The organism is Streptomyces sp. NPDC018833 (genome assembly GCF_044390825.1).
GTDB lineage: Bacteria > Actinomycetota > Actinomycetes > Streptomycetales > Streptomycetaceae > Streptomyces.
The window spans coordinates 385,553-411,337 of record NZ_JBIRZM010000004.1 but is presented as its reverse complement, the minus strand read 5'-3'; the positions used below and the strand labels follow the sequence as shown (position 1 = coordinate 411,337).

Annotated in this window: 21 protein-coding genes; 8 read left to right on the top strand and 13 right to left on the bottom strand. The window is 71.6% G+C overall.

The genetic code is table 11. The features are described from left to right. Window positions 1-116: 116 nt before the first annotated feature. From ACH5AF_RS11535 to ACH5AF_RS11525, 3 genes are all read right to left on the bottom strand, one after another. On the bottom strand, window positions 117-1,883 hold the full coding sequence (locus ACH5AF_RS11535) for a glycosyl hydrolase family 18 protein (RefSeq protein ID WP_398901471.1): 1,767 nt from the start codon (window positions 1,881-1,883) through the stop codon (window positions 117-119). Window positions 1,884-2,136: 253 nt separating this feature from the next. Then, window positions 2,137-2,943, bottom strand: a complete 807-nt coding sequence (locus tag ACH5AF_RS11530) for a response regulator (protein WP_398901347.1) — start codon at window positions 2,941-2,943, stop codon at window positions 2,137-2,139. Then, window positions 2,940-4,145 carry a sensor histidine kinase gene (locus tag ACH5AF_RS11525; protein ID WP_398901346.1) on the bottom strand — a complete coding sequence of 402 codons (1,206 nt, stop codon included), beginning with the start codon at window positions 4,143-4,145 and terminating at the stop codon, window positions 2,940-2,942. Before ACH5AF_RS11525 ends, ACH5AF_RS11530 begins: the two co-directional genes overlap by 4 nt. 153 nt (window positions 4,146-4,298) lie before the next feature. Here ACH5AF_RS11525 and ACH5AF_RS11520 point away from each other — a divergent pair, with 153 nt between their 5' ends. After that, the gene (locus ACH5AF_RS11520) at window positions 4,299-4,895 is read left to right on the top strand and encodes a hypothetical protein (protein ID WP_398901345.1); all 597 of its coding nucleotides are present in this window, start codon (window positions 4,299-4,301) and stop codon (window positions 4,893-4,895) included. 188 nt (window positions 4,896-5,083) lie between these two features. Here the strand turns inward: ACH5AF_RS11520 and ACH5AF_RS11515 are convergent, their stop codons facing one another. Continuing rightward, a complete protein-coding gene (locus ACH5AF_RS11515) occupies window positions 5,084-5,656 on the bottom strand; it encodes a cob(I)yrinic acid a,c-diamide adenosyltransferase (protein WP_398901344.1) in 573 nt (190 codons plus the stop codon). A gap of 275 nt (window positions 5,657-5,931) precedes the next feature. Between ACH5AF_RS11515 and ACH5AF_RS11510 the strand changes: the two genes are divergently transcribed. The 3 genes from ACH5AF_RS11510 to ACH5AF_RS11500 all read left to right on the top strand — a co-directional run bounded on the left by ACH5AF_RS11510 (window position 5,932) and on the right by ACH5AF_RS11500 (window position 10,050). Then, window positions 5,932-6,780, top strand: a complete 849-nt coding sequence (locus ACH5AF_RS11510; protein ID WP_398901343.1) for a 3-hydroxyacyl-CoA dehydrogenase family protein — start codon at window positions 5,932-5,934, stop codon at window positions 6,778-6,780. Between the two features lie 148 nt (window positions 6,781-6,928). Beyond that, entirely contained in the window at window positions 6,929-7,252 is a 324-nt protein-coding gene (locus ACH5AF_RS11505; RefSeq protein WP_215185013.1) for an STAS domain-containing protein, read from the top strand. 266 nt (window positions 7,253-7,518) lie between these two features. Further along, window positions 7,519-10,050, top strand: coding sequence for an ATP-binding protein (locus ACH5AF_RS11500; RefSeq protein ID WP_398901342.1), 2,532 nt, complete (start codon window positions 7,519-7,521; stop codon window positions 10,048-10,050). A 475-nt stretch (window positions 10,051-10,525) separates the two neighbouring features. On the opposite strand, the gene nucS is transcribed toward ACH5AF_RS11500, so the two are convergent. Continuing rightward, the gene (gene nucS, locus ACH5AF_RS11495; RefSeq protein ID WP_398901340.1) at window positions 10,526-11,188 is read right to left on the bottom strand and encodes an endonuclease NucS; all 663 of its coding nucleotides are present in this window, start codon (window positions 11,186-11,188) and stop codon (window positions 10,526-10,528) included. 242 nt (window positions 11,189-11,430) lie between these two features. Here nucS and ACH5AF_RS11490 point away from each other — a divergent pair, with 242 nt between their 5' ends. Continuing rightward, window positions 11,431-11,823, top strand: coding sequence for an SCO5389 family protein (locus ACH5AF_RS11490; protein ID WP_215185009.1), 393 nt, complete (start codon window positions 11,431-11,433; stop codon window positions 11,821-11,823). A gap of 136 nt (window positions 11,824-11,959) precedes the next feature. On the opposite strand, the gene ACH5AF_RS11485 is transcribed toward ACH5AF_RS11490, so the two are convergent. Beyond that, window positions 11,960-12,991, bottom strand: a complete 1,032-nt coding sequence (locus tag ACH5AF_RS11485) for an LLM class flavin-dependent oxidoreductase (RefSeq protein ID WP_398901339.1) — start codon at window positions 12,989-12,991, stop codon at window positions 11,960-11,962. A gap of 214 nt (window positions 12,992-13,205) precedes the next feature. On the opposite strand from ACH5AF_RS11485, the gene ACH5AF_RS11480 reads away from it, so the two are divergent. Next, on the top strand, window positions 13,206-13,535 hold the full coding sequence (locus tag ACH5AF_RS11480) for an ATP/GTP-binding protein (protein ID WP_398901338.1): 330 nt from the start codon (window positions 13,206-13,208) through the stop codon (window positions 13,533-13,535). Between the two features lie 15 nt (window positions 13,536-13,550). Here ACH5AF_RS11480 and ACH5AF_RS11475 read toward each other — a convergent pair whose 3' ends face one another. The 7 genes from ACH5AF_RS11475 to mce form a co-directional block, all read right to left on the bottom strand. After that, a complete protein-coding gene (locus ACH5AF_RS11475; RefSeq protein WP_398901337.1) occupies window positions 13,551-14,384 on the bottom strand; it encodes an ABC transporter permease in 834 nt (277 codons plus the stop codon). After that, entirely contained in the window at window positions 14,381-15,532 is a 1,152-nt protein-coding gene (locus tag ACH5AF_RS11470; protein ID WP_398901336.1) for an ABC transporter ATP-binding protein, read from the bottom strand. The genes ACH5AF_RS11475 and ACH5AF_RS11470 overlap by 4 nt, the downstream gene beginning before the upstream one ends. A 138-nt stretch (window positions 15,533-15,670) precedes the next feature. After that, a complete protein-coding gene (locus ACH5AF_RS11465) occupies window positions 15,671-16,450 on the bottom strand; it encodes an ABC transporter permease (protein ID WP_398901335.1) in 780 nt (259 codons plus the stop codon). A 3-nt stretch (window positions 16,451-16,453) separates the two neighbouring features. Further along, on the bottom strand, window positions 16,454-17,437 hold the full coding sequence (locus ACH5AF_RS11460) for an ABC transporter ATP-binding protein (protein WP_398901334.1): 984 nt from the start codon (window positions 17,435-17,437) through the stop codon (window positions 16,454-16,456). Between the two features lie 143 nt (window positions 17,438-17,580). Beyond that, a complete protein-coding gene (locus tag ACH5AF_RS11455; RefSeq protein WP_398901333.1) occupies window positions 17,581-18,519 on the bottom strand; it encodes a cellulose-binding protein in 939 nt (312 codons plus the stop codon). A gap of 113 nt (window positions 18,520-18,632) precedes the next feature. Continuing rightward, entirely contained in the window at window positions 18,633-22,676 is a 4,044-nt protein-coding gene (gene scy / locus ACH5AF_RS11450) for a polarized growth protein Scy (protein WP_398901332.1), read from the bottom strand. 167 nt (window positions 22,677-22,843) lie between these two features. After that, window positions 22,844-23,272 carry a methylmalonyl-CoA epimerase gene (gene mce, locus ACH5AF_RS11445; RefSeq protein WP_215184991.1) on the bottom strand — a complete coding sequence of 143 codons (429 nt, stop codon included), beginning with the start codon at window positions 23,270-23,272 and terminating at the stop codon, window positions 22,844-22,846. A 143-nt stretch (window positions 23,273-23,415) separates the two neighbouring features. Here mce and ACH5AF_RS11440 point away from each other — a divergent pair, with 143 nt between their 5' ends. Both ACH5AF_RS11440 and meaB read left to right on the top strand, forming a co-directional pair. Further along, the gene (locus ACH5AF_RS11440) at window positions 23,416-24,618 is read left to right on the top strand and encodes an acetyl-CoA C-acetyltransferase (RefSeq protein WP_398901331.1); all 1,203 of its coding nucleotides are present in this window, start codon (window positions 23,416-23,418) and stop codon (window positions 24,616-24,618) included. A 25-nt stretch (window positions 24,619-24,643) separates the two neighbouring features. Next, window positions 24,644-25,600: a methylmalonyl Co-A mutase-associated GTPase MeaB gene (meaB, locus tag ACH5AF_RS11435; RefSeq protein ID WP_398901329.1), complete on the top strand. Its 957-nt coding sequence runs from the start codon at window positions 24,644-24,646 to the stop codon at window positions 25,598-25,600. Window positions 25,601-25,785: the final 185 nt, after the last annotated feature.

Genomic DNA, 25,785 nt, shown 5'->3' with positions numbered 1-25,785 from the left:
CGTCTGGGGGAGAGTCAATGTTGCGTGAATGGGCTGCTCGTTGGTCGGGGGAGTCGCCCAGGACGTGAAGCGGGGGCGGTGCACAGGCACCGCCCCCGCTCGTGTGTCCGGCCCGGTCACCCCAGGCCGCTGTTGATCGCGGTCACGAGCTCGCCGTTCGCGGTGTCACCGCTGAACTCCCAGAAGAACGCTCCGCCGAGCCCCTGGCCCTTGGCCCAGCTCATCTTGGAGCCGACGGTGGCCGGGGTGTCGTAGCTCCACCAGTTGCTGCCGCAATGCGCGTACGCCGTGCCCGCGACGGTGCCGGTCGCCGGGCAGGTGCTGCGGAGCACCTTGTAGTCCTCGATGCCCTGCTCGTACGTGCCGGCCGCGGGCCCGGTCGCGGTGCCGCCCGGTGCGGACTGGGTCACTCCCGTCCAGCCGCGGCCGTAGAAGCCGATGCCGAGCAGCAGCTTGGACGAGGGCACGCCCTTCGCCTTGAATTTGGCGATCGCCTCGGCGGAGTTGAAGCCCGCCTGCGGGATGCCCGGGTACGAGGTGAGGGGGGAGTGCGGGGCCGTGGGGCCCTGTGCCGCCCAGGCGCCGAAGAAGTCGTACGTCATCACGTTGTACCAGTTGATGTACTGCGCGGCGCCGCCGTAGTCGGCCGCGTCGATCTTGCCGCCGGAGGACGCGTCGGCCGTGACGGCGGCGGTGACCAGGTTGTTCGTGCCGAACTTGGCACGCATGGCCTGCATCATGTTCTTGAATGCCGCCGGTCCGCTGCTGTCGCAGGACAGACCGCAGGCGTTCGGGTACTCCCAGTCCAGGTCGATGCCGTCGAAGACGTCGGCCCAGCGCGGGTCCTCGACCAGGTCGTAGCAGGACTGCGCGAAGGCGGCCGGGTTCGCCGCGGCCTGGCCGAAGCCGCCGGACCAGGTCCAGCCGCCGAACGACCACAGCACCTTGATGTGCGGGTACTTCGCCTTCAGCTTGCGCAGCTGGTTGAAGTTGCCGCGCAGCGGCTGGTCCCAGGTGTCGGCGACGCCGTCGACCGACTGGTCGGCGGTGTATGCCTTGTCGTAGTCGGCGTAGGCGTCACCGATGGTGCACTTGCCGCCCTGGACGTTGCCGAAGGCGTAGTTGATGTGCGTGATCTTCGACGCCGAGCCGGAGGTGACCAGGTTCTTCACGTGGTAGTTGCGCCCGTAGATGCCCCACTCGGTGAAGTAGCCCAGCTTGACCTTGCCGCCGGGGCCGGGGCCCGGGTCGGTGCCGCCGCCGGTGGTGCGTACCGCGCGGGCGCCGCTGACGGGACCGGTCTGGTCGGCGGTGTCGCGGGCCTGGACGGTGTACGAGTAGTCCGTGCCGGCGGTCAGACCGGTGTTGGTGTACGTGGTGCCGGTGACCGTGGCGACCTTGGCGCCGTCGCGCAGCACGTCGTAGTTCTTGATGCCCTTGTCGTCGGTCGCGGCGCTCCAGCTGAGCGTGACCGAGGTGTTCGTGATGTTGCTCGCGGCCGGGGTGCCGGGGGCGGACGGCGGGTTGTCGCCGGGGACGGAGCCGCCGTCGCAGGAGGCGCCGTTGAGCTTGCAGCCGGCCGGGGAGCCGGAGCCCGTGCCGTTGAAGCCGAAGGAGACGGAGGCGCCGGGCCCCAGCGAACCGTTCCAGCTCTTGTTCTTCGCGGTCCAGTGGGTGCCGGAGCCGGTGACGTCCGCGTCCCACGCGGAGGTGACGGAGGTACCGGCGGGGAAGTCCCACTCGACGGTCCAGGAGCTGAGGGTGGTGGTGCCGGTGTTCTTCACCGTCCACTTGCCCTCGAAGCCGGATCCCCAGTCGGAGACCTTGGTGTACGAGGCCGTGGCCGATGCGGCGGCCTCCGCGGGGGAGGCGAGGCCGACCATGGCGGCGAGGGGGAGGAGAAGCGCGGTCAGGCCCGCGGTGGCTCTGGATCTGAAGCTGCTTCTGGGGCGCGGCGCCCCGCTGACGGAAGTGCTCAAGGAAGCTCCTCGAGTTTGCGGACGGACAAGTCGGGGTGGTCCGTGCACTGCGCACGCCGCGAGGCTCACCGCGGCGTCTGTGCCGTGAGAGTAGGAAGGTCTGGACCAATCGTCAATAGGTCCAGACCATAGGCGATGCGGGTGGGGCGGGATGCCGTCAGATCCCCAAATCCTGCGCCAGTACCGCCGCTTGCACCCGGCTGCGCAGCTCCAGCTTCCCCAGCAGCCTGCTGACGTGCGTCTTCACCGTCGCCTCCGCCATCGACAGGCGGCCGGCGATCTCGGCGTTCGACAGTCCCTCGCCGAGGCACGACAGCACCTCGCGCTCGCGGCGCGTGAGTGCGTCGACGACCGAGGGGTCGGCCCCCTGAGCGGGTCGGGACGCGCGCGGCGCGGCGAACTCGGCGATCAGCCGGCGTGTCACCGCCGGGGCGATCATCCCCTCACCGCGCGCCACCGTGCGGACCGCCCCGATCAGGTGCTTCGCCTCCGTGTTCTTGAGCAGGAAGCCCGCGGCCCCGGCCCGCAGCGCACCGAAGACGTATTCGTCGAGGTCGAACGTCGTCAGCACGAGCACGTCGGCCAAGCCCTCGGCGACCACCTGGCGGGTCGCCGAGACACCGTCCAGCTTCGGCATCTGCACGTCCATCAGCACCAGATCCGGCCGTAGTTCGCGTGCCAGCCGCACCGCCTCCTCGCCGTCGGCGGCCTCGCCCGCCACGTCGATGTCCGGCGCGCTGCGCAGGATCAGCACGAGACCGGCGCGAACGGCGCTCTGGTCCTCGGCGACGAGCACCCGGATCGTCCGGGATGCCGGCTCGCCGGGTGCGTCCGAAAGCGCCTGAGTGCCTGGTGCGTCCGAGGTCGCCCGAATGCCGGATGCCACCGAGGCGACCGGGACACCGGATGCCGCGGAGGCCCTCGGGGTGTCGGGGGCGTTCGAGGGTCCCGCTGCGAACGTCATGCCGAAGGCTCCTTGTCGTCCGGTACGGGCAGCTCCGCCCGTACCCGCCAGATCTTCTCCGTTCCCTGCCCGGGGCTCGCGGCCGGACCGGCCTCGAACGCCCCGCCCAGCAGGGCCACCCGCTCCTGCATCCCGACCAGCCCCGCACCGGCTCCGGGCGCCCGCGGCCCGGGCCGCCGCCCGAACGCGCTCGTCACCGTCACCAGGAGCGAGCGGCCCCCGTCGGCGGTCACCTCCACGAGGACCTCGCCCTCATCGGCGTGCTTGATGGCGTTGGTCAGCGACTCCTGCACGATCCGGTAGGCGGCCAGCTCCACCGGGGCGGGCAGCCGGGCGCCGGCGTCCCGTGTGTCGTGCAGCACGAACGTGAGCCCGCTCGACGCCCCGTTCGCCCGCGCCTGTTCCACCAGGGCCTCCAGACCCGCCAGGGTCGGGGCGGCGGCGGGTTCCGCGTCACCGCTGCTGTCCCGTAGCAGCCCGATCAGCCGGCGCATCTCCGCCAGCCCCTCGACGCTGTTCTCCCGGATGACGGTGAGGGCCTGCCGGGTGGTCGCGGCATCGTCGAGCGAGAGGGCGGCCGTGGAGTGGATGGCGATGGCCGAGAGATGGTTGGCGACCATGTCGTGCAGCTCCCGGGCCATCCGCGCGCGCTCGGCGACGACCGCCTGCGCCCGGTCCATCTCGGCCAGCAGCGCGGTCTGCTCGGCGCGCAGCCGGGCCGCCTCCGCGGCCTCCCGGTGGTTGCGGACGATGGCACCGGTGGTGGCGGGTCCGAACGAGACCATGCCGGTCACCAGGCCGATCAGCAGGGCTACGGGGTCCCGCAACCAGGCCAGGAAGCCGATCGTCACCGCGAGCGTGATCATTCCGGTGCTGACCGGGATACGGCGTGCAGAGGCGGCTGTGCCGTAGACGACGGCCGCGTAGACGATGTCCGCGAACATCAGGAGCGACACGATGCTGCCGGGCGTGAACGGGTCCACCACGACCGCGGCCGTACCGGCGATCAGGGCCGTGCGCGGCATGGTGCGGCGCAGCAGCTCAAGCACGGCCAGTGCCCCCAGCGGCACCAGCGTCACCCAGGGCGGCAGCAGCGCGTGGTCGCCCTGGGAGTACAGTCCCAGCGACCACAGCAGCAGTCCGCCGAGCAGGCCGACGACCGCGATGAGGACGTCCTCACGGTGCGGGCGGGGAACGGTCACGGCCCTTATCCAACACGCACCGGGCCACCCGGTGCCTCACCGCGTGGTCGGAGCCGCGACTACATCGAACGATGCAGTCGCAGCTCGTCACTCACGACGACGAATCCGCGGTCCCCGGCCGACACGCTGGAACCGTACGAAAGGAGAGCCGTCGTGATCGTCACGCTGATCGTGGTCTGCGAGGTCGGCTTCTGGGTACTGCTGGCCGCAGGACTCGCCACCCGCTATCTGCTCAAGATGCCGCGCACCGGGGCCGCGCTGCTGCTGTGCGAACCGCTGCTGGAGGTCGTGCTCCTCGTCGCCACGGCCGTCGACCTCGAGAACGGTGCCGAACCGAGCTGGAAACACGGCCTGGCCGCGCTCTACATCGGCTACACGGTCGGCCACGGCCACCGCACGGTCCAATGGCTCGACGGCCATGCCGCCCACCGCTTCGGCGGCGCCCCGCCCCCCGTCAAGCCGCCGCGCTACGGGATGGCCCGCGCCAAGCACGAGGGCCGCGTCTGGCTCGGCACGTTGATCGCCGCCGGCGTCACCACGGTGCTGCTGCAGATAGCCATCTGGTACGTGGGCGACGCGAGCCGGACCGGCTCCCTGGAGAGCTGGATGAGGACCGCGTGGCAGGCGGCCGGCATCCACGGACTGATCGCCCTGTCGTACACCCTCTGGCCGCCGAAGGCGCCGAAGGGCGAGCCGGAACGCGAAACGGAACGCGAACCGGTCAGCGCCGAACGGAACTGGCGGAACTGACTGACGGCAGCTGTGTTGTTCCGGGGGCGACCCCCGGGCCCCGGAACGGGGCGGTCGGGTTCAGCGGTCGCCGCCGGGTACCCACAGCACGTCGCCGACCTTCTTGTTCGCGGTCCTGGCCAGAATGCTGTGTTTTTCCGGGGGGCGACCCCCGGACCCCCGGCCGGGGTGATCGGGTTCAGCCGGGTTCAGCGGTCGCCGCCCGGCACCCACAGCACGTCGCCGACCTTCTTGTTCGCGGTCCTGGCCAGAATGAACAGGAGGTCGGACAGGCGGTTCAGATACGTCGCCGTCAGCGCGTTCATCGTCTCGCCGTGCACCTCCAGCGCCGCCCATGTCGAGCGCTCGGCCCGCCGTACGACCGTGCACGCCTGGTGCAGCAGCGCCGCCCCCGGCGTGCCGCCGGGGAGGATGAAACTGCGGAGCTTCTCCAGGACCTCCAGGAAGCGGTCGCAGTCCGCCTCCAGTTTGTCGATGTACGACTGCTCGACCCGCAGCGGCGGGTACTTCGGGTTCTCGACCACCGGGGTCGACAGGTCCGCGCCCACGTCGAACAGGTCGTTCTGCACGCGGACGAGGACCTTCACCACGTCCTCGCCCAGCTGTCCGAGGGCGATGGCCGTGCCGATGACGGCATTGGCCTCATTGGCGTCGGCGTACGCGGCGATGCGCAGATCGGTCTTGGCGGTGCGGCTCATGTCGCCCAGAGCGGTGGTGCCCTGGTCGCCGGTACGGGTGTAGATGCGCGTCAGATTGACCATACGGCCAGCGTAGTGAGGCTCCGCCGCCACGGAGGGCACGTGTGCCGACCGTCACGGCGAGCCGCGAGCGGCATTCGCGTGAAGCCCTTGTCCTCGTCGACGAGATGAGTGCCGGGGACCGCGGCCGAGCCGTCCGCGGCGGTCCGTGACCGGCCCTCGGTGTGACGTCCGTCATTCGAGACGTGACGCGCATCTCTTCGCGGCCACACGGCACCTCACGGGCGCTAACCTCCGCCAGAGAGCGCATAGGTAAACAGCCGTTAAGGGGTGCCGCAGTGGCCAGGAAGCTCGCCGTCATCGGGGCCGGACTCATGGGGTCCGGAATCGCGCAGGTCTCGGCCCAGGCGGGCTGGGACGTCGTACTCCGCGATGTCACCGACGAAGCCCTGACGCGCGGCCGGGACGGCATCAAGGCGTCGTACGACAAGTTCGTCTCCAAGGGCAAGCTCGAAGCCGCCGAAGCCGACGCCGCGTTGGCCCGCATCACCACCACGACCGACCTGGACGCCGTCGCCGACGCGGACATCGTCGTCGAGGCCGTCTTCGAGAAGCTCGAGGTCAAGCACGAGATCTTCCGTGCGCTCGACAAGCTCGTACGGGACGATGCCGTCCTCGCCTCCAACACCTCCGCCATCCCGATCACGAAGATCGCGGCCGCGACGGAGCGTCCGGAGCGGGTCGTGGGCGCGCACTTCTTCTCGCCGGTGCCCATGATGCAGCTGTGCGAGCTGGTGCGCGGCTACAAGACCAGCGACGAAACCCTCGCCACCGCACGCGAATTCGCCGAGTCCGTCGGCAAGACCTGCATCGTCGTCAACCGTGACGTCGCCGGCTTCGTCACCACTCGCCTCATCTCGGCGCTCGTCGTCGAGGCCGCGAAACTGTACGAGTCGGGCGTCGCCAGCGCCGAGGACATCGACATCGCCTGCAAGCTCGGCTTCGGCCACGCCATGGGACCGCTTGCCACCGCCGACCTGACGGGCGTCGACATCCTGCTGCACGCCACAAGCAACATCTACACCGAGTCGCAGGACGAGAAGTTCGCGCCGCCGGAGCTGATGCGCCGGATGGTGGACGCGGGTGACATCGGCCGCAAGAGCGGGCAGGGCTTTTACAAGCACTGACCTTATGGACCGATTCGGTATCGCCCGCCGGGGTGAATTTGGTATCGGTTCGCTTACAAGCAGCAACCCCTCCGTGTGTCGGACAGTCAGTTGTTCTAGACGGAGAAGTACGGGTTTCGGGGTAACGCAGAGTTCTCGGGGAGCGCATATGCACATCAGGGGCGACCACGCCGAGCTGGTCGTCGGGGGCCGCCTCGACGTCCGGAGCGCGGCGGACGCCCGTACGGTCCTGCACTCGGCCGTCGACGACGGCGACGGCGACCTGGTGCTCGACCTGACGCATCTCGACTCCTGGGACGCCACCGGGCTCGGGGTCATCATGGGCGCGCACCGGCGGGCCGGCCGGTGCGGCCGCCGCTTGGTGCTGCGCGGCGTCCCGCCGCAGATGCAGAGACTTCTCGTCGCGACCCGGCTGCACCGCATCCTGGCGATCGAGGGCGGCATCGCCGCCGAATCGCTTCCCCGGGTCTGACTCCGGCGCGACCGGCACGAGCTGGGCATATCTCCCGAGACTGTGACGTCCCAGGCGGCGCGGGACCCCGCCGGTTCCGCGACGCCGACGGAGCGTCTAGGGTTCCATCGCCCACCCTTGTGAAGGACCCATCAGGTGGGCACCGGACCGAAGCGACGGCGAGCGTGCGAGACAAGGCCGGGAGGGCATCCGCACGCGGCTCGGGCCCCAGGATCGAGGATCTTGGCGGAGCGAGGCCGGGCGAACCGTATCTGGGGGCTTTCACCATGAACAACGACAGCTTCGGCGAGGGCGGCTTCGGCGACGGCGGTGGCTTCGGCAATGTCGCCCGGTCGGGCGGCGACGGCAGCCCGGGCGGCGACGGCGGCTTCGGCAGCGACGGCAGCTCGGGCAGCGACGGCGGCTTCGGCGGCTTCGGCGGCGACGGCGGCTTCGGCGGCGACGGCGGCTCGGGCAGCGACGGCGGGTTGGGCAACGGCCCGGCCCGCCCGCCGCGCGACGCCATCACACCCGCGGGGCAGTCCGCCCCGGCGCAGATGCGCACCGTCAAGCTCGTCTCGGGCGACTTCCTGCTCACCGTCAACCCCCTCGACGGCAGCGAGATCGAACCCTGCCCGCCCGGGGAGCAGCCCGAAAGGCCGGCCCGGCGCTCCGCGGCCGAACGTGTCGAGTTGCAGCGCGCCGCACTACCGCCCGTACCGCCGGGCCCGGCGTCGCCGCGGCTGCCGCTGCTGGAACGGGGAGAGGAGCGCGAGCGGCTCGTCCGGCTGCTCGGCCAGGGCCGTTCCGTACGGCTCACGGGCCCCGCGGGCTCTGGGCGCAGTACCCTCCTCGACGTCGTCGCCGAGGACTGCGCGGACCTCGCCCCCGACGGTGTCGTTCGCCTGAACGGCCGTCACCGGGCGCCCGGAGAGCTGCTCCGGGACCTCTTCGCCATCGTCTTCTCCGCGCCGCGGCACCGGCCTGACCGCAACGCGCTCGCCGGATTCATCCGCGACATCGGAGCCGTCGTCGTCCTCGACGACCTGGAGTTCGGCGGCGCGGCGCTCGACGAGCTGCTCGACGCCGCCCCCGAGTGCGCCTTCCTGCTCGCCGCGACGCCCGACGTCCCCGCGCCCTCCGCGGATTCGTCCCTCGAAGAGGTCTTCCTCGGCGGCCTCGGCCGCGCGACCGCGCTGGAGCTGCTCTCGCACATCGTCGAGCGGCCGCTCACGGAGGAGGAGACCAACTGGGCGGGCGACCTCTGGTTCGAGTCCGAGGGCCTGCCGCTGCGCTTCGTCCAGGCCGGTGCGCTGCTGAGACAGGGCGACGGGCTGCGCGGGGACCCGGACGAGTTCGCCGCGTTCGACGCCACGCGGGGCAAAGACGTACCGCTGCCGACGCTGGGGGAGGGGGCCGCGCCCGCGCCGCTGCTCGCCTCGCGGCTCAGCGAGTCCGCGCAGCAGACCCTGCGGCTCGCCGTCGCCCTCGGCGGCGAGGTGCCGCACCAGGCCCATCTGCCGGCGCTCGTCGGCGACACCCACGCGGACGCGGCGCTCGGCGAGCTGATGGGCTGCGGGCTGCTGTCGCCCGTCGGCACGCGCTACCGCCTCGCGGCCGGAGTGCTCGCCCAGCTGCGGGAGAAGGGCTACGACGAGGACTCCGTCACCCACGCCCACACCGCCGCACAGCACTACGCCTGGTGGTCGGGCCACCCTTCGGTCACACCCGAGCGCGCGATCGCCGAGGCGGACGCGGTGCTCACCTCGCTCAGCGCGCTGGTGCCCGGCCGGGACGCGGGACACCTCAGCACGGCGGTGCTGCTCGCCCGCAGCGCCGCACCCGTGTTCGCCGCGGGGCTGAACTGGAACGCCTGGGAGCGGGCCCTGCGGGTCGGCTCGGAGGCTGCCCGCATCGCGGGCAAGGTCGCCGAAGAGGCGTACTTCCACCACGAGTTGGGCGTCCTCGCGCTCTGCACCGGCAACCTCGAACGGGCCAGGGCCGAGCTGGAGGCCTCCATCGCCATGCGTGGCGCGCTCGCCGACAAGCGCGGCACGGTCGCGGGGCGGCGGGCGCTGGCGCTCGTCGGGGACCGTACGGCAGGGCTCGCGCCGAAGCCGGAGGCACTGACCATACGCATGGAGGGGGCGTCGCCGCCGCCCGTGCCGCCGCTGTCGTCGCCGTTCACGACCACGATGCCGCAGCTTCCGCGTACGGGGCCGGCGCAGGAGCCCACGGCGCTGATCACCGCCACCGAGCCGCCGGCCCGCCGGGGCCTGGCCTTCCTCGGCGGCAACCGCCGCAACGTGGTCGCTGCGGGGGCGGGCGCGCTGCTCGCGGTCGTCCTGGGCACGGTGGTGACGCTCGGGGCCACCTCCGACAAGGACGACGCGCCGACGGACAAGGTCAGGAACGGGCAGCAGACGGAGGACGACGACCTCCCGGACGACTGGGACACCCCACAGGACCCGGCGGACGACATGTCGGAGAGGCCGGACGACAAGGGCGCGACGAAGAGCCCGTCGTCGACGCCGCGGCCCGCCTCCTCGACGTACCCGGACGCGCCGCCGAGGCCCGGCACGAGCCCGTCGCCGGCCCCGTCCGGGCCGGGGAGCCCGTCGGAGACGCAGGCGCCGCCGAAGCCGACGCCGACGCGGTCGACGCCGAAGCCGCCGTCGTCACCGACGCCGAGCGCGTCCGAGCCGCCCTCGCAGTCCCCGTCGCCGTCGCCGTCCGGCTCGCAATCGGCGTCGCCCGGCGCAGAGACGTCGGCGAGCGGCCCGACGGAGACGGAGAGCGCCTCGGCGCCGGTGATGTGACGAACCACGGGCCCTTTCCGGCCCGGGGCAACACGAGGCGCCCTGGCCGCGGAGGCGCGCCTTGGGCCGTGGGGCGACGCGCTCGGGGTCGGCGCGCGTGCCGGGGAGATGTGGTGTCACGCGTGCTGCGGGACGTGGCGTCGGCGGCGGGTGGAGGGTCCACGGCGTCGCGGTTGCCCGGTTGCTTGCCAGGGCTGGTGCGCGCCGAGCGGAGTGTGCCGCGGCATGCCCAGGTGAGCGCTTGCCCGTGGGCTCGTGCGCCGTGGGGGCCCCGGGCCGGAGGCAGCGTCCGTGGCGCCTGCCCGTGGGCTCGCGCGCTGCGTGGGGGCGACTCCGGGTCCGCGGCGCGTGGGCCGGGTTTCCGTGCGCGAAGCGCGCCTTGGGCCGTGGGGCGACGTGTCCCGGCCGGATGTGATGCGCGGCCTCCGGCATGAAGCCGGCACCGGCAACCGTCGGGTCGCCGGCCCCAGGGGTGTCAGAACAGGCGGAGCTTGTCGTCCTCGATGCCGCGCAGCGCGTCGTAGTCCAGCACCACGCAGCCGATTCCCCGGTCCGTCGCCAGCACGCGTGCCTGGGGCTTGATCTCCTGTGCCGCGAACAAGCCCCTCACCGGGGCCAGATGCGGGTCGCGGTTCAGCAGTTCCAGGTAGCGGGTCAGCTGCTCCACGCCGTCGATCTCACCGCGGCGCTTGATCTCCACCGCCACCGTCCTGCCGTCCGCGTCGCGGCAGAGGATGTCCACGGGGCCGATCGCCGTGGGGTATTCGCGCCGGATGAGACTGTATCCCTCGCCGAGTGTCTCGATCCGGTCGGCCAGAAGCTCCTGGAGGTGCGCTTCCACGCCGTCCTTGATGAGGCCGGGGTCCACCCCGAGCTCGTGCGAGGAGTCGTGGAGGATTTCCTCCATCGTGATGATCAGTTTCTCGCCCGCTTTGTTCACCACGGTCCACACCTTGTCGTCGCCCTCCTTCAACGTGCAGGGAGGCGACATCCAGTTCAGCGGTTTGTAGGCCCTGTCGTCTGCGTGGATGGACACACTGCCGTCCGCCTTGACCAGGATCAACCGGGGGGCGGAGGGCAGATGGGCGGTGAGCCGGCCCGCGTAGTCCACGGAGCAGCGGGCGATGACGAGGCGCATGGTCGGCAACGCTACTCGACCGACGCGGCCCCGCGCGATTCGCCCCGGAAGCCCCCTTCTTATTTGGCCGGTTGTGTTCCCAATCTCCTGGTGCCCTCAAGACACCGCACTTACCGTGGAAGCGGGAGGTTGCCGCTCGTGCACTCTGCGTCGTCCTACATCGTTCGTATGCCGTCGTTTCGTCGGATGCCTCCTTCCCTGCCCGTAAGGCCCCGTTCACCGGGGCCGCGAGAGGAGAACCCATGTCGCTCGACGTCTCACCGGTGCTGTTGGAACAGGCCGAGCGAGGCGAGGTCGACGAAGCAGCTTTCGTCGACTGCGTCCGGACCTCCCTGCCCTACGCATGGGAGATGATCAGTTCTCTGGTGGCTCAGCTGAAGGTGGACGGCGGCGACTTCGCCGACAACCAGACGCCCCCGCCGGACGAGCAGGCACGTGGCCAGCTGCTGCGCGCACTCGCGAGTGACGCCATTCGCGGTGCGCTCCAGCGGCACTTCGGTGTGCGTCTGGCCTTCCAGAACTGCCACCGCGTCGCGGTGTTCCCGCTGGACTCCTCGGTGGACGAGCGGCTCGCCCGCTTCACTTCCGTGCGGGCCCAGCTGCTCAACCAGTCGCCCGAACTGCGCGACTGCTGAGATCTTCCGCTGCCGCTCCGCACCGTGGGGCGCTGTCGTCCCCGCCAGAGCGTCGGCGCTGCATGTGTGCACGTGTGCATGCGTACGACTCCGGCCGGGACGACGGGCCCGGCCGGAGACCGCACACGGGCGCCGGTCAGGCGAGCTGGGGGAGCACCTCCGCGCCCAGGCGCCGTAGGTTCTCCTCGGTGGCCGCCAGATCACCCGAGCCCTCGGCCAGCAGCGCGAAGCGCCTGATGCCGGTCCGCTCCGCCGTCGCGGCGAGCCGGTCGGCGGCAAGCCGCGGCGTGCCCACCGGGTGCAGCGCGCAAAGCAGCTCCGTGTAGGTCACCGGGTCGCGCATCGTGCGGTGCCGGCCGTCGATCGTGACATGCGCCTCCAGGCCCTGCTTGAGCCAGCCCGGCATCGCCTTCACCAGGCTCTCGGTCGCGTCCGCCACCCGGTCGGCGATCTGGACGACGCCCGCCGACACATGCCCCGCGTCCGCGACCTCGTCGGGGGAGTGGCCCGTGCGGAGCGCGTGCGAGCGCCACAGGGCGACCATCTCCGCCTTCTCCTCGTCCCCGCAGTGCATCCCCAGCAGCATCGGCAGCCCGCGCTCGGCGGCGAGCTTCACACTTTTCGGCGACGTACAGGCGACGACGACCTCCGGCCCGCCCGGCGGGCCGCCGATCAGCTCGTCGGGACGCGGGACGACCGCGACCTCACGGAAGGAGAACCGCTCCCCGTCCGCGCCGACCCGCGGCTCGCGCAGCCACCGCATCAGCAGATCGAGCGATTCCGGGAACCCGCTCTCGTGCGCCGCGAGTCCCGCGCCGAACACCTCCAGGTCGACCCACGGCCCGCCGCGCCCCACGCCGAGCGTGAACCGCCCACCGGAGGTGAGGTGCAGCAACGCCGCCTGCTCTCCCAGCGCCACGGGATGGACGCTCGGCAGCACGCTCACGGCCGTGCCGACCCCGATCCGGCGTGTGCGGCCGAGGAGCAGTGCGGCGAGGGTCACCGCCGACGGACACACGCCGTACGGTACGAAGTGGTGCTCCGCCAACCACACGGAATCCAGCCCGGCTTCCTCCGCGACCTCGGCGGACCGCAGCGCGCGGTGCAGCGCCTCCCCCTGTCCCTGTCCCGGGAACTGGGCCGCCAGTACAAAAGTCCCAACGCGCATCGCCTTTAGCCTCCTTGCGGCCGACGCGTCACTCCCCCTACCGGCAATAACGTCTGACACGTGCCAAAGGCACGGCCGCGCGTGAAGTTGTTGCGATTGTCCGGTAACCGGCCGCTGTCAGTGGTCACGGTGTCATGGCCGGGAGGGCGAGTGCCCTTCTTCTCGGCCCTTACGCTGGAAAGGATCCGTTCCTTAGAGTCCCGTGAGGTGTCACGTGTCCCCGCGCCGCAACCGCCCCCGAGGCGGCGAGAAGCCGACCGAGCGAGCAGCAGGCGGCGGCGACCGGTACGGCGGGTTCGGGCGCAGCGAGTCGTGGCAGGGCGAGGACTGGTCGGTGCGCCTTGTCGCGGGCGCGAGTGCCGCCGGTAAGACGTACCGCTGCCCGGGCTGCGACCAGGAGATCCCCTCCGGCCTCCCGCACGTGGTGGCCTGGCCCGAACACGGGGGCGTCGAGGACCGGCGCCACTGGCACAAGGCGTGCTGGAACGCGAAGGACCGCCGCACCACACGGGTGCAGCGGTCCCGAAACGCGCCCAGGTACTGACGTCTTCTGTGACGTCTACACGTCCCGGCTGTTGATGACGGCGAACGCGCCGCCCAGCGCGACGGTGGTGATGCCGAGCATGATCCACACCGGCTCCCAGCCGACCGGACCCGAGGAGCCGCCGGCCGCGGCCTCGCCGTAGATACCGATGAGCTGGCTCGGGATCGCGTAGTTCAGCAGGAACTCCTGCACGTCCGCGAGCGACTCCGAGAACATGAACATGGCCGCGACGAGCGGCAGCAGCATCACGCCGATCATGATCGTGATCGCGCCGGCCGAGTGCCGGATCATGGTGCCGACGGCCAGCGACAGCAGGCCGATCGAGGCGACGAACAGCGCCACGCCAACCGTCGAGCGCAGCCACTCGTCCCCGGTGGGCTCGACGGTGTCCACCATGCCCACCTGGATGACGGCGACGAGCGCGGCGAAGACCACCGTGATGGTGAAGACGAGGAGGAAGAAGACGATCGCCTTGGCGGCCAGCACCCGTGCGCGGCTGGGGCAGGCCGTCAGGGTCGTACGGATCATGCCCGTGCCGTACTCGGAGGCGATCGTCAGCACGCCCAGCGTCATCACGCAGATCGTGCCGAGCAGCACGCCGAAGAAGCCGAAGCCGAGCGCCGAGTCGCCCTGCAGGTCGACATCGCTGGCGGCCACGATCGCGGCGACTCCCAGACCGATTCCGAGCATCAGCACGATCATCACGCCGAGCGTCCACATCGTGGAGCGCACCGAGCGGATCTTGGTCCACTCGGAGGCGAGTGCGTCCCCGAGATGCGCGCCGCGGACCGGGATCGGGGATGCGTACGTGGGGGCCGCGGCCCCCGGCTGCTGGTAGGGGGTGGTCATCGGGCGTCCTCGGGCTTGTTCGGGTCGGCGGGGGCGGCAGGAGGAGCAACGGGCGGAGCGGCCGGCGCCGTGGGCTGCGCGGGCGCGCCCGGTGCCACCGCCGCGTACGGGTTCTGGCCGGCTCCGGGCGGCGGCGGGGCGTACCAGCCCTGCTGCGGGACCTCGGGGATCTGCGGCTGCGGCGGCAGGTAGCCCATCGGCGGCTGCTGCATCAGCCCCGCCTTCTGGTCGTCGGTGGAGCGGTAGTCGACGGCGCCCTGCGTCATCCGCATGTACGCCTCCTCCAGCGACGCCTGGTGCGGCGACAGCTCCCACAGCCGTACGTCCGCCTCATGGGCCACGTCGCTGATCCTCGGCAGCGCGAGTCCGGTGACGCGCAGGGCGCCGTCCGGCTCGGACATGACCTGTCCGCCCGCCTCGGTCAGTGCGGCGAGAAGCTTCTCCCGCTGCTGCGGGTCGGTCTGCGGCGTGCGCACGCGGGCGAAATCAGCGGAGTTGTGCGAGATGAAGTCCTTGACGCTCATGTCCGCGAGCAGCTGGCCCCGGCCGATGACGATCAAGTGGTCGGCGGTGAGCGCCATTTCGCTCATCAGGTGCGAGGAGACGAAGACCGTGCGGCCCTCGGCGGCCAGCTGCTTCATCAGATTGCGCACCCAGAGGATGCCTTCGGGGTCGAGTCCGTTGACCGGCTCGTCGAAGAGCAGCACCTGCGGGTCGCCGAGCAGTGCCGCGGCGATGCCGAGCCGCTGCCCCATGCCGAGCGAGAAGCCCTGGGAGCGGCGCTTGGCGACGTCCTGGAGACCGACGACGCCGAGCACCTCGTCCACGCGGCGGGCCGGGATGCCAGACAGCTGCGCCAGCGACAGCAGGTGGCTGCGCGCGCTGCGCCCGCCGTGCACGGCCTTGGCGTCCAGCAGCGCACCGACCTGCCGCGGCGCGTTCGGCAGCTGCCGGTACGGCCGGCCGCTGATGGTGACCTGCCCCTCGGTCGGCTTGTCGAGCCCGAGGATCATGCGCATGGTCGTGGACTTGCCGGCGCCGTTGGGCCCGAGGAATCCGGTGACGGTGCCGGGCCGCACCTGGAAGGAAAGGTTGTACACGGCTGTCTTGGCGCCGTAGCGCTTCGTCAGGCCGACTGCCTCGATCATTCTCCAGCCCCATCGACATTCGGGTCGTCGGGGCACAGGCCATGCATGCCGTACGCCCCCGTAAGAGTTAGGAGGATATCCGTGCCTTGACGGTTCCGTTCACGCCGGTGCGATCGCCCCACTTCGTGAGCGCGCCGCCTACGCGTCCCGCTTCTTCAGCACCAGGAAGCCGCCGATCAGCGCCGCCGCCACCCACAGCAGCATGATGCCCAGGCCGCCCCAGGGACCGTAGGGGGAGTCCGCGCTGTTCATCGCGCCCGGGACGACCTGCATGATCTTGGCGCCGGCCTGGTCGGGGAAGTAGCGTGCCACGTCCCTCGCGCCCGGGACCGCGGAGAGGATCTGGGAAACCAGGAAGAAGAAGGGCATCAAGATGCCCAGCGACAGCATCGAGCTGCGCAGCATCGCCGCGACGCCCATCGAGAAGATCGCCATCAGGCCCATGTAGATGCCGCCGCCGACCACCGCGCGCAGCACGTTCTCCTCGCCGATCGTCGTGCGGTGCTCGCCCAGCAGCGCCTGGCCGAGGAAGAAGGTGAGGAAGCTCGTCGCCATCCCCACCGCCAGCGCCAGCAGTCCGGCCACAGCGATCTTGCTGTAGAGGAAGGTGGCGCGTTGCGGGACGGCCGCGAGCGAGGTGCGGATCATGCCGGAGCTGTACTCCGTACCGACCACCAGGACGCCGAAGACGACCATCGCGAGCTGGCCGAGCACCATCCCCGAGAAGCTGATGAGCGTCGGGTCGAAGGTCAGCCGCTCGGCCTGGGGCAGATCGTCGAAGGTGGAGTTCATCAGCGCGCAGAGCGCGGCGCTCAGGGCGACCGTGACCGCGAGCGCGCAGATCAGGGTCCAGCGCGTCGAGGAGACCGTACGGATCTTGGTCCACTCGGACTGGAGGACGGCGGGTACGGATGCCATCGGTCAGGCTCCCTCGTTGCGCGGGGCCCACTGCGGGGCGGTGGTGCCGGTGGCGGCCGGTGCGGGGGGCGGTCCGGCCGGGCCGGTGGAATGCGCGTGGTACTCCACGGCGCCGGCCGTCATCTGCATGAACGCCTCCTCCAGCGAGGCGCGTTGGGCGCTGAGCTCGTGCAGGACGATGCCGTGCTCTGCGGCCAGCTCGCCCAGCTGTTCCGTGGACGCCCCGTCGATCTCGAGTGCGCTGCCCGACTCGACGGCGATCAGGCCGGCCGTGTGCAGCACGTCCAGCAGCTTCTCCCGCTGGGGAGTTCGGAGCCGGACATAACTGCGGGAGTTCTCGTGAATGAAATCGGCCATCGATGTATCGGCGAGCAGCCTGCCCTGGCCGATGACGATCAAGTGGTCGGCGGTGAGCGCCATTTCACTCATCAGATGGGACGAGACGAAGATCGTCCGGCCTTCGGCGGCAAGGGCCTTCATCAGATTGCGGATCCAGTGAATTCCCTCTGGGTCCAGACCATTGACCGGCTCGTCGAACATCAGGATCTCCGGATCGCCGAGCAGGGCCGAAGCGATTCCGAGCCGTTGGCCCATACCGAGCGAGAAGCCCTTGGTCTTCTTCCGTGCCACCGCCGTCAGCCCCACCAGGTCGAGGGACTCGGCCACGCGGCTCGCCGGGATCCGGTTCGCCTGCGCCAGGCAGAGCAGGTTGTTGTAGGCGCTGCGGCCGCCGTGCATCGCCTTGGCGTCCAGCAGCGCACCGATGTACTTGAGCGGTTCGTCCAGATCCCGGTAGTGCTTGCCGTCGATCCGGACCGTGCCGCTGGTGGGGTTGTCCAGATCGAGCATCATGCGCATCGTCGTCGACTTGCCCGCGCCGTTGGGACCGAGGAAACCGGTCACCATTCCGGGGCGGACGCTGAAGGACAGATGGTCGACGGCGACCTTCGTACCGAAGTGCTTGGTGAGGCCCTCGAGCTCGATCATGCGTTCACGCTACGGGGGCGTGGTGGCCCACGCCACCGGGTTCGCCCAACGGGAGAAGGCCGTTTCGCGCCGGGCCGGCGACGCGCGAGTGCCCGGTGCCGAAGCGGCACCGGGCACTCGTCGGATCCTGCCTGCGGAAGGCGTCAGCGGGTCTGCTGCGCCGGAACCCCGCGGGAGATCGGCTCGTCGTCCGCCGGCGTACCCGCCGCGGCGACGGCCGCACCGGTCAGCGTCGCCAGCATCTCGCGAACGTTGGTCAGCTGGGCGTTGATCGAGTCGCGGCGGTTCGTCAGCGCCGCCAGCTCGCGCTCCGATTCGCTGCGGATACGGTCGGCCTTGGCGTTCGCGTCGGCCACGATGTCCTCGGCCTGACGCTGCGCGGTCTCCACCGTCTGACGGGCCCTGCGTTCCGCGTCCGTGCGCAGCTTCTCGGCCTCCAGACGCAGCTGCTCGGCGCGGTGCTCGATCTCCGCCAGGCGCTTCTCCGCCTTCGCCTGACGCGAGGCCAGGTCGCGCTCCGACTGCTCGCGGCGCTTGGCCAGGTTCGTCTCGAAGTCCGCGGCGGCCTGGGCGGCCTTGGCGCGGGTCTCCTCGAAGAGCGCGTCCGCCTCCTCGCGCTTGGACTGCGCGTCCTTCTGCGCCTCGGCGCGCAGCGTGTTCGCCTCGCTCTGGGCCTTCTCGACGATGCGGACGCCCTCGTCCTCGGCCTTGGCCTTGCGCTCGGCGGCGAACGACTCGGCGTCGTTGCGGACCTGCTGGGCGGCGGACTCCGCCAGCTCACGGTGCTGCTCGGCCGCGCGCCGGGCCTCCTCGCGCAGGTCCTTCGCCTCCTCCTCCGCGAGGCGGAGGATCTTCTCGACACGGGCGCCGAGCCCGGCGTACGACGGCTCCGCGTCGTTGACCTGGGCCTGGGCGTTCTGCGTCTCGAGGTGGAGCTCCTCGATGCGCTTTTCCAGAGAGGTGATTCGGGCCAGAGCACTATCACGGTCGGCGACGAGTTTGGTAATGCGGTCGTCCACCTGACCGCGGTCGTAACCACGCCGCACGAGCTCGAAGCCGAAGGGGGAGGAAGTGTCGCTCATGGGGTTCCTGTCAATGAGACCGGTGAGGTGTTAGGGGGAATCCTAGGGGCCGAAGCGGCGTGTCATCGAGCGGATGTCGGTTTGATCTGGAGAATGTCCAGCCTTTTGAGTGGCTAGCCGTCGGACGACTTGCCACTCGAACGTGTAACCCCCGCTGACGCACCTGCCTTGACGGCCCCCGCACCCGAGCCGCCATTGCCCGAAGCCTTACCCCCCGTCGGCGCCTCGAAAGACTCCAACGCCTCAAGAACGTCCTGCACTCGCGAGATCTCGGCCTGGATGTCCTCGCGCCGGCGCACCAGCACATCGAGCTCGCGCTTGCCCTCGGCGATCGTGCGCTCGGCCGCGCGGTCGGCCTCGGCCTTCACGCGCTCGGCCTCCCGGATCAGTTCGGCCTTCTTGGTCCCGGCCTCCTTCAGGAGGGCCTCCGCCCTCTTCACGGCGGCGATCCTGACCTTGCCGGCCTCCGAATCGGCATCCGACACCAGCTGCTTGGCCTTGGCCTCCGCCTCGGCCCGCTGCTCCTCGGCCGCCTTCACCAGCTTGTCGACGCGCTCGCCCGCCGTCCTCAGCTGCTCCGCGGTCTCCCGGCGGGCCCGCTCGTGGAGCTCCTCGATCTCGCTCTCGACCCGGGCCCGCAGCTCCTCGGCACGGTCCCTTATCGCCGTGGCGTCCCGGCGGGCGCCGACCAGCAGCTCGTCGGCGTCCGTACGCGCCTTCTCCACCCGCGAGTTGCCCTCGACGGTCGCCTCGACGACGATCCGCTCGGCCTCCTTGCGGGCCGCGCCGACCATCGTGTCGGCCTGCTCCTCCGCCTCGGTGGCCGCGCGGAGCGCCTCCTCCTGCACCTTCGCCATCAGCTGATCGGCCTGCTCGGCGGCGTCCGCGCGACGCTTCGCCGCCGCCTCGCGCGCCTCGTCCAGCAGCCGGTCCGCCTCGGCCCGGGCCTCGCCGCGCACCTGCTCGGCGGCGGCCTCCGTGTCGGCACGGTGCCGCTCGGCCTCCACCCGCATCCGCTCGGCGGCCTGCTGCGCGGAGCCCACCGTCTCGGCGGCCTCGGCGCGCATCCGCTCGGCGTCGCCGGCGGCCTCGGCCCGCACCCGCTCCGCATCCGCGGCCGTCTTCGCCGCGATCCGCTCGGCTTCGCTCGTGGCCTCGGCGATCAGCTGGTCGGCCTGCGCCGCCGCGTCGGCACGGCGCTTGTCCGCCGCCTGCCGCGCCTCGTCGAGCACCTGCTCCCGGTCGGCACGCACGGCCGCGCGCATCCGCTCGACCTCGGCCTCGCCGTCCACCTTGATCTGTTCGGCCTCGGTGAGCAGCCGTGTCGCGTCCGCATCCGCGGCGGCCAGCAGCCCGGCGGCCTCCGTGCGCATCCGCTCGGCTTCGCTCGTGGCCTCGCCGACCAGCAGATCCGCCTGGGCGGCGGCCTCCGAACGGATCCGGTTCGCGTCCTCGCGCGCCTCCGCGCGCGCCCGCGCCGCGTCCTGCTCGGCGGCGGCGAGAGAGTCCGACGCCTCGGTGCGCATCCGCTGCGCGTACTCCGAGGCGTCCGCCCGCATGCGCTCCGCCTCGGCGATCGCCTCGGCCACGGTCCGCTCGGACAGCGCCTGCGCCGCGTCGGTCTCCTCCTGGGCCCGCTCCCGCAGCCTCGCCGCGTCCTCGGAGGCACGCTCCCGCTCCGCGTACGCGTCGGCGCGGACCCGGTCCGCCTCCTCCTGCGCCTCGCCGCGGGTGCGCTCCGCCGCGTGCTCGGCGGCGCTGCGCAGCCCGGCGATCTCCTGTTCGGCCTGCTCCTGGAGCCCGCCCACGGAGTCCCGTACCTGCTGGGCGGTCTGCTCGGCGGCCGAGACCATCTCGGTGGCCCGCCGGTCCGCCTCCTCCACCAGCCGCTGCGCCTCGGCCTGCGCCTCCTCGACCCGCTTGCGGGCGGACGCCAGCAGCTCCTCGCTCTGCTCGCGGGCGCGTTCGCGCTCCTGGCCGGCCTCGGCACGCGCGGAGTCGAGGGTCTCCTCGGCCTCCCGGCGCCGGCGGACCGCCTCCTCCTGCGCGGCCGCCAGCGCCTCGGCGGCCTCCGCGCCGAGGCGCTCCGCGGCCGCCGCTGCCTCCGCCCGCACCCGGACGGCGGTGTCCTGGGCCTCGGTGCGCAGCCGCTCCGCCTCGGTCGCCGCGTCGCTGGTGAGCCGTACGGCGACGGCCTCCGCCTCCGCACGGGAGGCCGACGCGTCGGCGGCGGCCTCGGTGCGCAGCCGCTCCGCCTCCTGCTCGGCCCGCGCCTGGAGGTTGCGCAGCCGCTCCGCGGCCTCGGTGCGCAGCCGCTCGGTCTCCTCCGCCGCCTCGCGGCGGATCCGTTCGCCCTCCGCACGGGCCCCGGCAAGGTTCTCCTCGGCGCTCGCGAGCCTGGCCTCGGCCTCGCCGTGCAGGCGCGTCAGCTCCTCGGCCGCATCGGCCTGCCGGGCCGCGATGGCGCGCTCGGTCTCTTCGCGCAACTGCTCGGCGGCGGACTCGGCCGCCGCGCGCACGCCGTCCGCCTGTTCCTCGGCCTCCGCGCGCAGCCGGTCCGCTTCGGCGCGCGTGCGCTCCAGGGTTTCCTCGGCCTGCCTGCGCAGTGAGGTGGCGCGCTCGATCGCCTCGGTGCGCACCTTCTCGGAGTCGCCCGCCGCCTTCGTCCGCAGCTCGTCCGCGTCCGTACGCGCCTTGGTCAGCAGCTCCTCGGCGGTCCTGGCCGCCTCCTCGATCTGCTGGACGGCCTCGCGCCGCGCCTCGCCGCGGATCCGCTCGCCCTCGGCGACCGCCTCGGCGCGCAGCTGCTCGGCCTCGCCGCGCAGCCGGCGCGCCTCCTCCTGCAACTCGACCGTCTTGGCGCGGTACTCCTTGGTGTCGTCCTTGGCCGCGCCCTTGAGCTGGTCGGCCTGCTCGGCCGCCTCGCCGCGCAGCCGGTCCGCCTCCGCCTCGGCCTCGCGCCTGATCCGCTCGGCCTCCTCGCTCGCCGCGCGGGTGGTGGCCTTGGCGTCCTCGGACGCCTTGGTCAGCACCTCCTCCGCAGTGCGAGCGGCCTTGGCGAGGTGGGCGGCGGAGTCCTCGGCGGCGGCCGTACGGGCCTTATCGGTGGCGTCCGCGAGCAGCTTCTCGGCCTCGGCGCGGGCATCCGCGAGCGCCTGCTCGGCGTCCGTCTTGAGCGCCTCGGACTCCTTGGTGGCCTCGGCGACGAGGCGGGCGATCTCCGCCTTGGCCGTACGGGTGCGCTGCTCGTTGACCGACTCGGCCGACGACAACTGCTTGGCCGCGGAATCCTTGGCCTCGGCGACCAGCTTCTCGGCCTCCGCCCGAGCCTCGCGGAGCTTCTCCTCGGCCTCGTGCATCCGCGCCTCGGCGGCACGGCTGAGCTCGGTGGCCTGCTGGCGGGCCTGGTCGGACTCGGCGGTGGTCGACGAACGCAGCCGCTCGGCGTGGGAGGTCGCCTCCTGCGCCTGGTTGGAGGCCGCGGTCAGCAGGCGCTCGGCGTCTTTGCGGGCACGAAGAAGGATCGCTTCGGCCTCGGCGCGGGCCGTCTCGGCCTCGCTGCCGAGCCGGCGGCGGGCCTCCTCGCTGATCCTGGCGGCCTCGGCACGCGCCGCGGCGAGGGACTGCTCGGCCTCGGCGCGGGACTGCTCCAGCAGCCGCTGGGCCTGCGACTCTGTGCGGGCACGCAACTGCTCGGCCCAGGCGACGTTCTCGTTGACATGTGACTCGACGGTCTGGCGGCGCTCGGCCAGCTCCTGGTCGAGGCGCTGCCTGCGCTGCACGGCCTCGGCGTGCAGCTCGGCCTGCAGGCGCGCCTGGTGCTCCGCGTGCTCCTGAAGGATGCGCTGGGTCTGGGCGCGCGCCTCGCGCAGCTCCCGCTCGGCGTCCGAGCGCAGCTGGTCCGCCTGGATCTGGGCATTACGGAGCAATTGCTCGGCCTGGTAGCCGAGGTCGGCGCTGTCATAGGCAGGACGGGATGCGAGAGTGCGGCGCGCCTCATGGAGTTTGGCGCGCAACACCTCGACCTGGTAGCCGAGGTCCTCGGCATGCTGGACGGCCTTCTCCCGCTCGGTCTTCAGCCGGTCCATCTCGGCTTCGAACCGCGAGAGGTGGTCGTCGTCAGCTCGGTGGCTCTCCTGGCGTTCGTAGCCCCGCACTGCGCGGTCCCATCCGTCCCCTGGTCGCAATTGTCTCCACACGAGCACCGTTCGCCGGCGAACGGCCCCCCGGGGAATGGTGACAGATCAACGACGGAGACGCGGCACGGCCCCGACCCGGCCCCGGCCCGGAACGGCTCACTCTACCGGGCCGGGAAACGTGTCGGTCAGTGCTCCGTTGCAGAGGTGACGAGTTCGGTGAGAACGCCGTGGCAGTCCTTGGGGTGCAGGAAGGTGATACGCGATCCCATGGAGCCGATACGCGGTTCGTCGTACAGCACGCGCACACCCTTGTCCCGGATGTCCTGCGCGTCGCCGTCCACGTCGGCGGTGCCGAAGGCGATGTGGTGCACCCCCTCGCCGTTCTTCGCCAGCCACTTGCCCACCGCGGAGTCCTCCCGGGTGGGCTCCAGGAGCTGGAGGTAGGAGGCGCCGCCGTCGGACGTCTCGTTGATCTTGAGCATGGCCTCCCGTACGCCCTGCTCTTCGTTGACCTCGGAGTGGAAGACCTCGAAGCCGTAGGTGGCACGGTAGAACTCGACAGTCCTGTCCAGGTCGAAACAGGCGATCCCGATGTGGTCGATTCGCGTCAGCATTGCTCCAGTGCAGCCCCCGGCGGCCGGTTACGCAACGTGCGCGCGATCACACCGGCCGACCGGTGACCGGCGACGGTACTGCTCAGTACATTTGAGTAAACCCTCGTTCACTCCTCAGCTGCGGCTGAAAGGGGATCCTGCACATGTCTGGAACGACAGGTACCACCTCCGTGATCGTCGCGGGTGCCCGTACGCCCATGGGCCGTCTGCTCGGCTCGCTCAAGTCCTTCTCCGGCGCCGACCTCGGCGGCTTCGCCATCAAGGCCGCCCTCGACCGCGCGGGCATCGGCGGCGACCAGGTGCAGTACGTGATCATGGGTCAGGTGCTCCAGGCGGGCGCCGGCCAGATCCCCGCCCGCCAGGCCGCCGTCAAGGCCGGCATCCCGATGAACGTCCCGGCCCTCACCGTCAACAAGGTGTGTCTGTCCGGTCTGGACGCCATCGCGCTCGCCGACCAGCTGATCCGCGCCGGCGAGTTCGACGTGGTCGTCGCCGGCGGCCAGGAGTCGATGACCAACGCGCCGCACCTGCTGCCGAAGTCCCGTGAGGGCTACAAGTACGGCGCGATCGAGGTGCTCGACGCCATGGCGTACGACGGCCTCACCGACGCCTTCGAGAACGTCGCCATGGGCGAGTCCACCGAGAAGCACAACACCCGACTCGGCATCCCGCGCGGGGTGCAGGACGAGATCGCGGCGCTCTCCCACCAGCGGGCCGCCGCCGCGCAGAAGAACGGCCTCTTCGAGGCGGAGATCACGCCCGTCGAGATCCCGCAGCGCAAGGGCGACCCGATCCTGTTCGCCAAGGACGAGGGCATCCGCGCCGAGACGACCGCCGAGTCGCTGGGCAAGCTGCGCCCGGCGTTCGCGAAGGACGGCACGATCACCGCGGGCACGTCCTCGCAGATCTCGGACGGTGCCGCGGCCGTCGTCGTGATGAGCAAGGCCAAGGCCGAGGAACTGGGCCTGGAGTGGATCGCCGAGATCGGCGCCCACGGCAACGTGGCCGGCCCCGACAACTCCCTGCAGTCGCAGCCGTCCAACGCCATCCGGCACGCGCTGAAGAAGGAGGGCCTGGAGGTCGAGGACCTCGACCTCATCGAGATCAACGAAGCCTTCGCCGCCGTCGCCCACCAGTCAATGAAGGACCTCGGCGTGACGCCGGAAATGGTGAACGTGAACGGTGGCGCGATCGCGCTCGGCCACCCCATCGGCATGTCCGGCGCGCGCGTGGTGCTCCACCTGGCGCTCGAGCTCAAGCGCCGCGGCGGCGGCGTCGGTGCGGCGGCGCTGTGCGGTGGCGGCGGTCAGGGCGATGCGCTGATCGTCCGCGTACCGGCCAAGTAACCCGCCAGGCAAGGAGCGATACGTGATGGTGGACGTCCCCCAGCTGGTCGCCCAGGCGAGGGAGGGCCGGCCGCGTGCGGTGGCCCGGCTGATCTCACTCGTGGAGGGGGCGTCCCCGCAGCTGCGCGAGGTGATGGCGACGCTGGCTCCGCTGACCGGCGGTGCTTACGTGGTGGGCCTGACGGGCTCGCCGGGCGTCGGCAAGTCGACCTCCACGTCCGCGCTGGTCTCCGCCTACCGGCGGGCCGGGAAGCGGGTCGGCGTCTTGGCCGTCGACCCGTCCTCGCCCTTCTCCGGCGGAGCGCTGCTGGGCGACCGGGTCCGGATGTCGGACCACGCCTCCGACCCGGGCGTCTACATCCGCTCGATGGCCACCCGCGGCCATCTGGGCGGCCTGGCGTGGGCCGCGCCGCAGGCGATCCGCGTCCTGGACGCGGCCGGCTGCGACGTGATCCTGGTGGAGACGGTGGGCGTCGGCCAGTCGGAGGTGGAGATCGCCTCCCAGGCGGACACCTCCGTGGTGCTGCTCGCGCCCGGCATGGGCGACGGCATCCAGGCGGCGAAGGCCGGAATCCTGGAGATCGGCGACGTGTACGTCGTCAACAAGGCCGACCGAGACGGCGCGGACGCGACGGCCCGGGAGCTGAACCACATGCTGGGCCTCGGCGAGGCCCGTGGTCCGGGCGACTGGCGGCCGCCGATCGTGAAGACGGTCGCGTCGCGGGGCGAGGGCGTGGACGAGGTCGTCGAGGCGCTGGAGAAGCACCGCGCGTGGATGGAGGAGCACGGCGTTCTCGCGGAGCGCCGGGCCAGCCGGGCCGCGACCGAGGTCGAGACGATCGCGGTCACGGCGCTGCGCGAACGCATCGGCGACCTCCACGGCGACCGCCGCCTGGGCGCGCTGGCGGCGCGCATCGTGGCGGGCGAGCTGGACCCGTACGGAGCGGCGGACGAACTGGTGGCGGGCCTGACGCAGTCGTAGGCGGGCCTGACGCATGGCAGGCGGGCCTTACGCAGTGGCGGCCGGGGGGTTCTTCCCTCGCCCCCACCCCTTCGCGTAGCCGGGCCCGCCCGGGACACCGGCCGGGACTCGGCGGGCGGGATTCGGGGGCTTCGGCCCCTGGCCCCCCTACGGCTGTGGCCTGACGGCCGCGTGGCACGCGTCCG

Coding starts and splice junctions, on each gene's coding strand:
- ACH5AF_RS11500 (WP_398901342.1), top strand. CDS start 7,519: ATGAACAACGACAGCTTCGGCGAGGGCGGCTTCGGCGACGGCGGTGGC.
- ACH5AF_RS11465 (WP_398901335.1), bottom strand. CDS start 16,450: ATGGCATCCGTACCCGCCGTCCTCCAGTCCGAGTGGACCAAGATCCGT.
- ACH5AF_RS11490 (WP_215185009.1), top strand. CDS start 11,431: ATGTCGCTCGACGTCTCACCGGTGCTGTTGGAACAGGCCGAGCGAGGC.
- ACH5AF_RS11470 (WP_398901336.1), bottom strand. CDS start 15,532: ATGATCGAGGCAGTCGGCCTGACGAAGCGCTACGGCGCCAAGACAGCC.
- mce (WP_215184991.1), bottom strand. CDS start 23,272: ATGCTGACGCGAATCGACCACATCGGGATCGCCTGTTTCGACCTGGAC.
- ACH5AF_RS11505 (WP_215185013.1), top strand. CDS start 6,929: ATGCACATCAGGGGCGACCACGCCGAGCTGGTCGTCGGGGGCCGCCTC.
- ACH5AF_RS11460 (WP_398901334.1), bottom strand. CDS start 17,437: ATGATCGAGCTCGAGGGCCTCACCAAGCACTTCGGTACGAAGGTCGCC.
- ACH5AF_RS11485 (WP_398901339.1), bottom strand. CDS start 12,991: ATGCGCGTTGGGACTTTTGTACTGGCGGCCCAGTTCCCGGGACAGGGA.
- ACH5AF_RS11515 (WP_398901344.1), bottom strand. CDS start 5,656: ATGGTCAATCTGACGCGCATCTACACCCGTACCGGCGACCAGGGCACC.
- ACH5AF_RS11455 (WP_398901333.1), bottom strand. CDS start 18,519: ATGAGCGACACTTCCTCCCCCTTCGGCTTCGAGCTCGTGCGGCGTGGT.
- ACH5AF_RS11535 (WP_398901471.1), bottom strand. CDS start 1,883: ATGGTCGGCCTCGCCTCCCCCGCGGAGGCCGCCGCATCGGCCACGGCC.
- ACH5AF_RS11530 (WP_398901347.1), bottom strand. CDS start 2,943: ATGACGTTCGCAGCGGGACCCTCGAACGCCCCCGACACCCCGAGGGCC.
- meaB (WP_398901329.1), top strand. CDS start 24,644: ATGGTGGACGTCCCCCAGCTGGTCGCCCAGGCGAGGGAGGGCCGGCCG.
- nucS (WP_398901340.1), bottom strand. CDS start 11,188: ATGCGCCTCGTCATCGCCCGCTGCTCCGTGGACTACGCGGGCCGGCTC.
- ACH5AF_RS11440 (WP_398901331.1), top strand. CDS start 23,416: ATGTCTGGAACGACAGGTACCACCTCCGTGATCGTCGCGGGTGCCCGT.
- ACH5AF_RS11475 (WP_398901337.1), bottom strand. CDS start 14,384: ATGACCACCCCCTACCAGCAGCCGGGGGCCGCGGCCCCCACGTACGCA.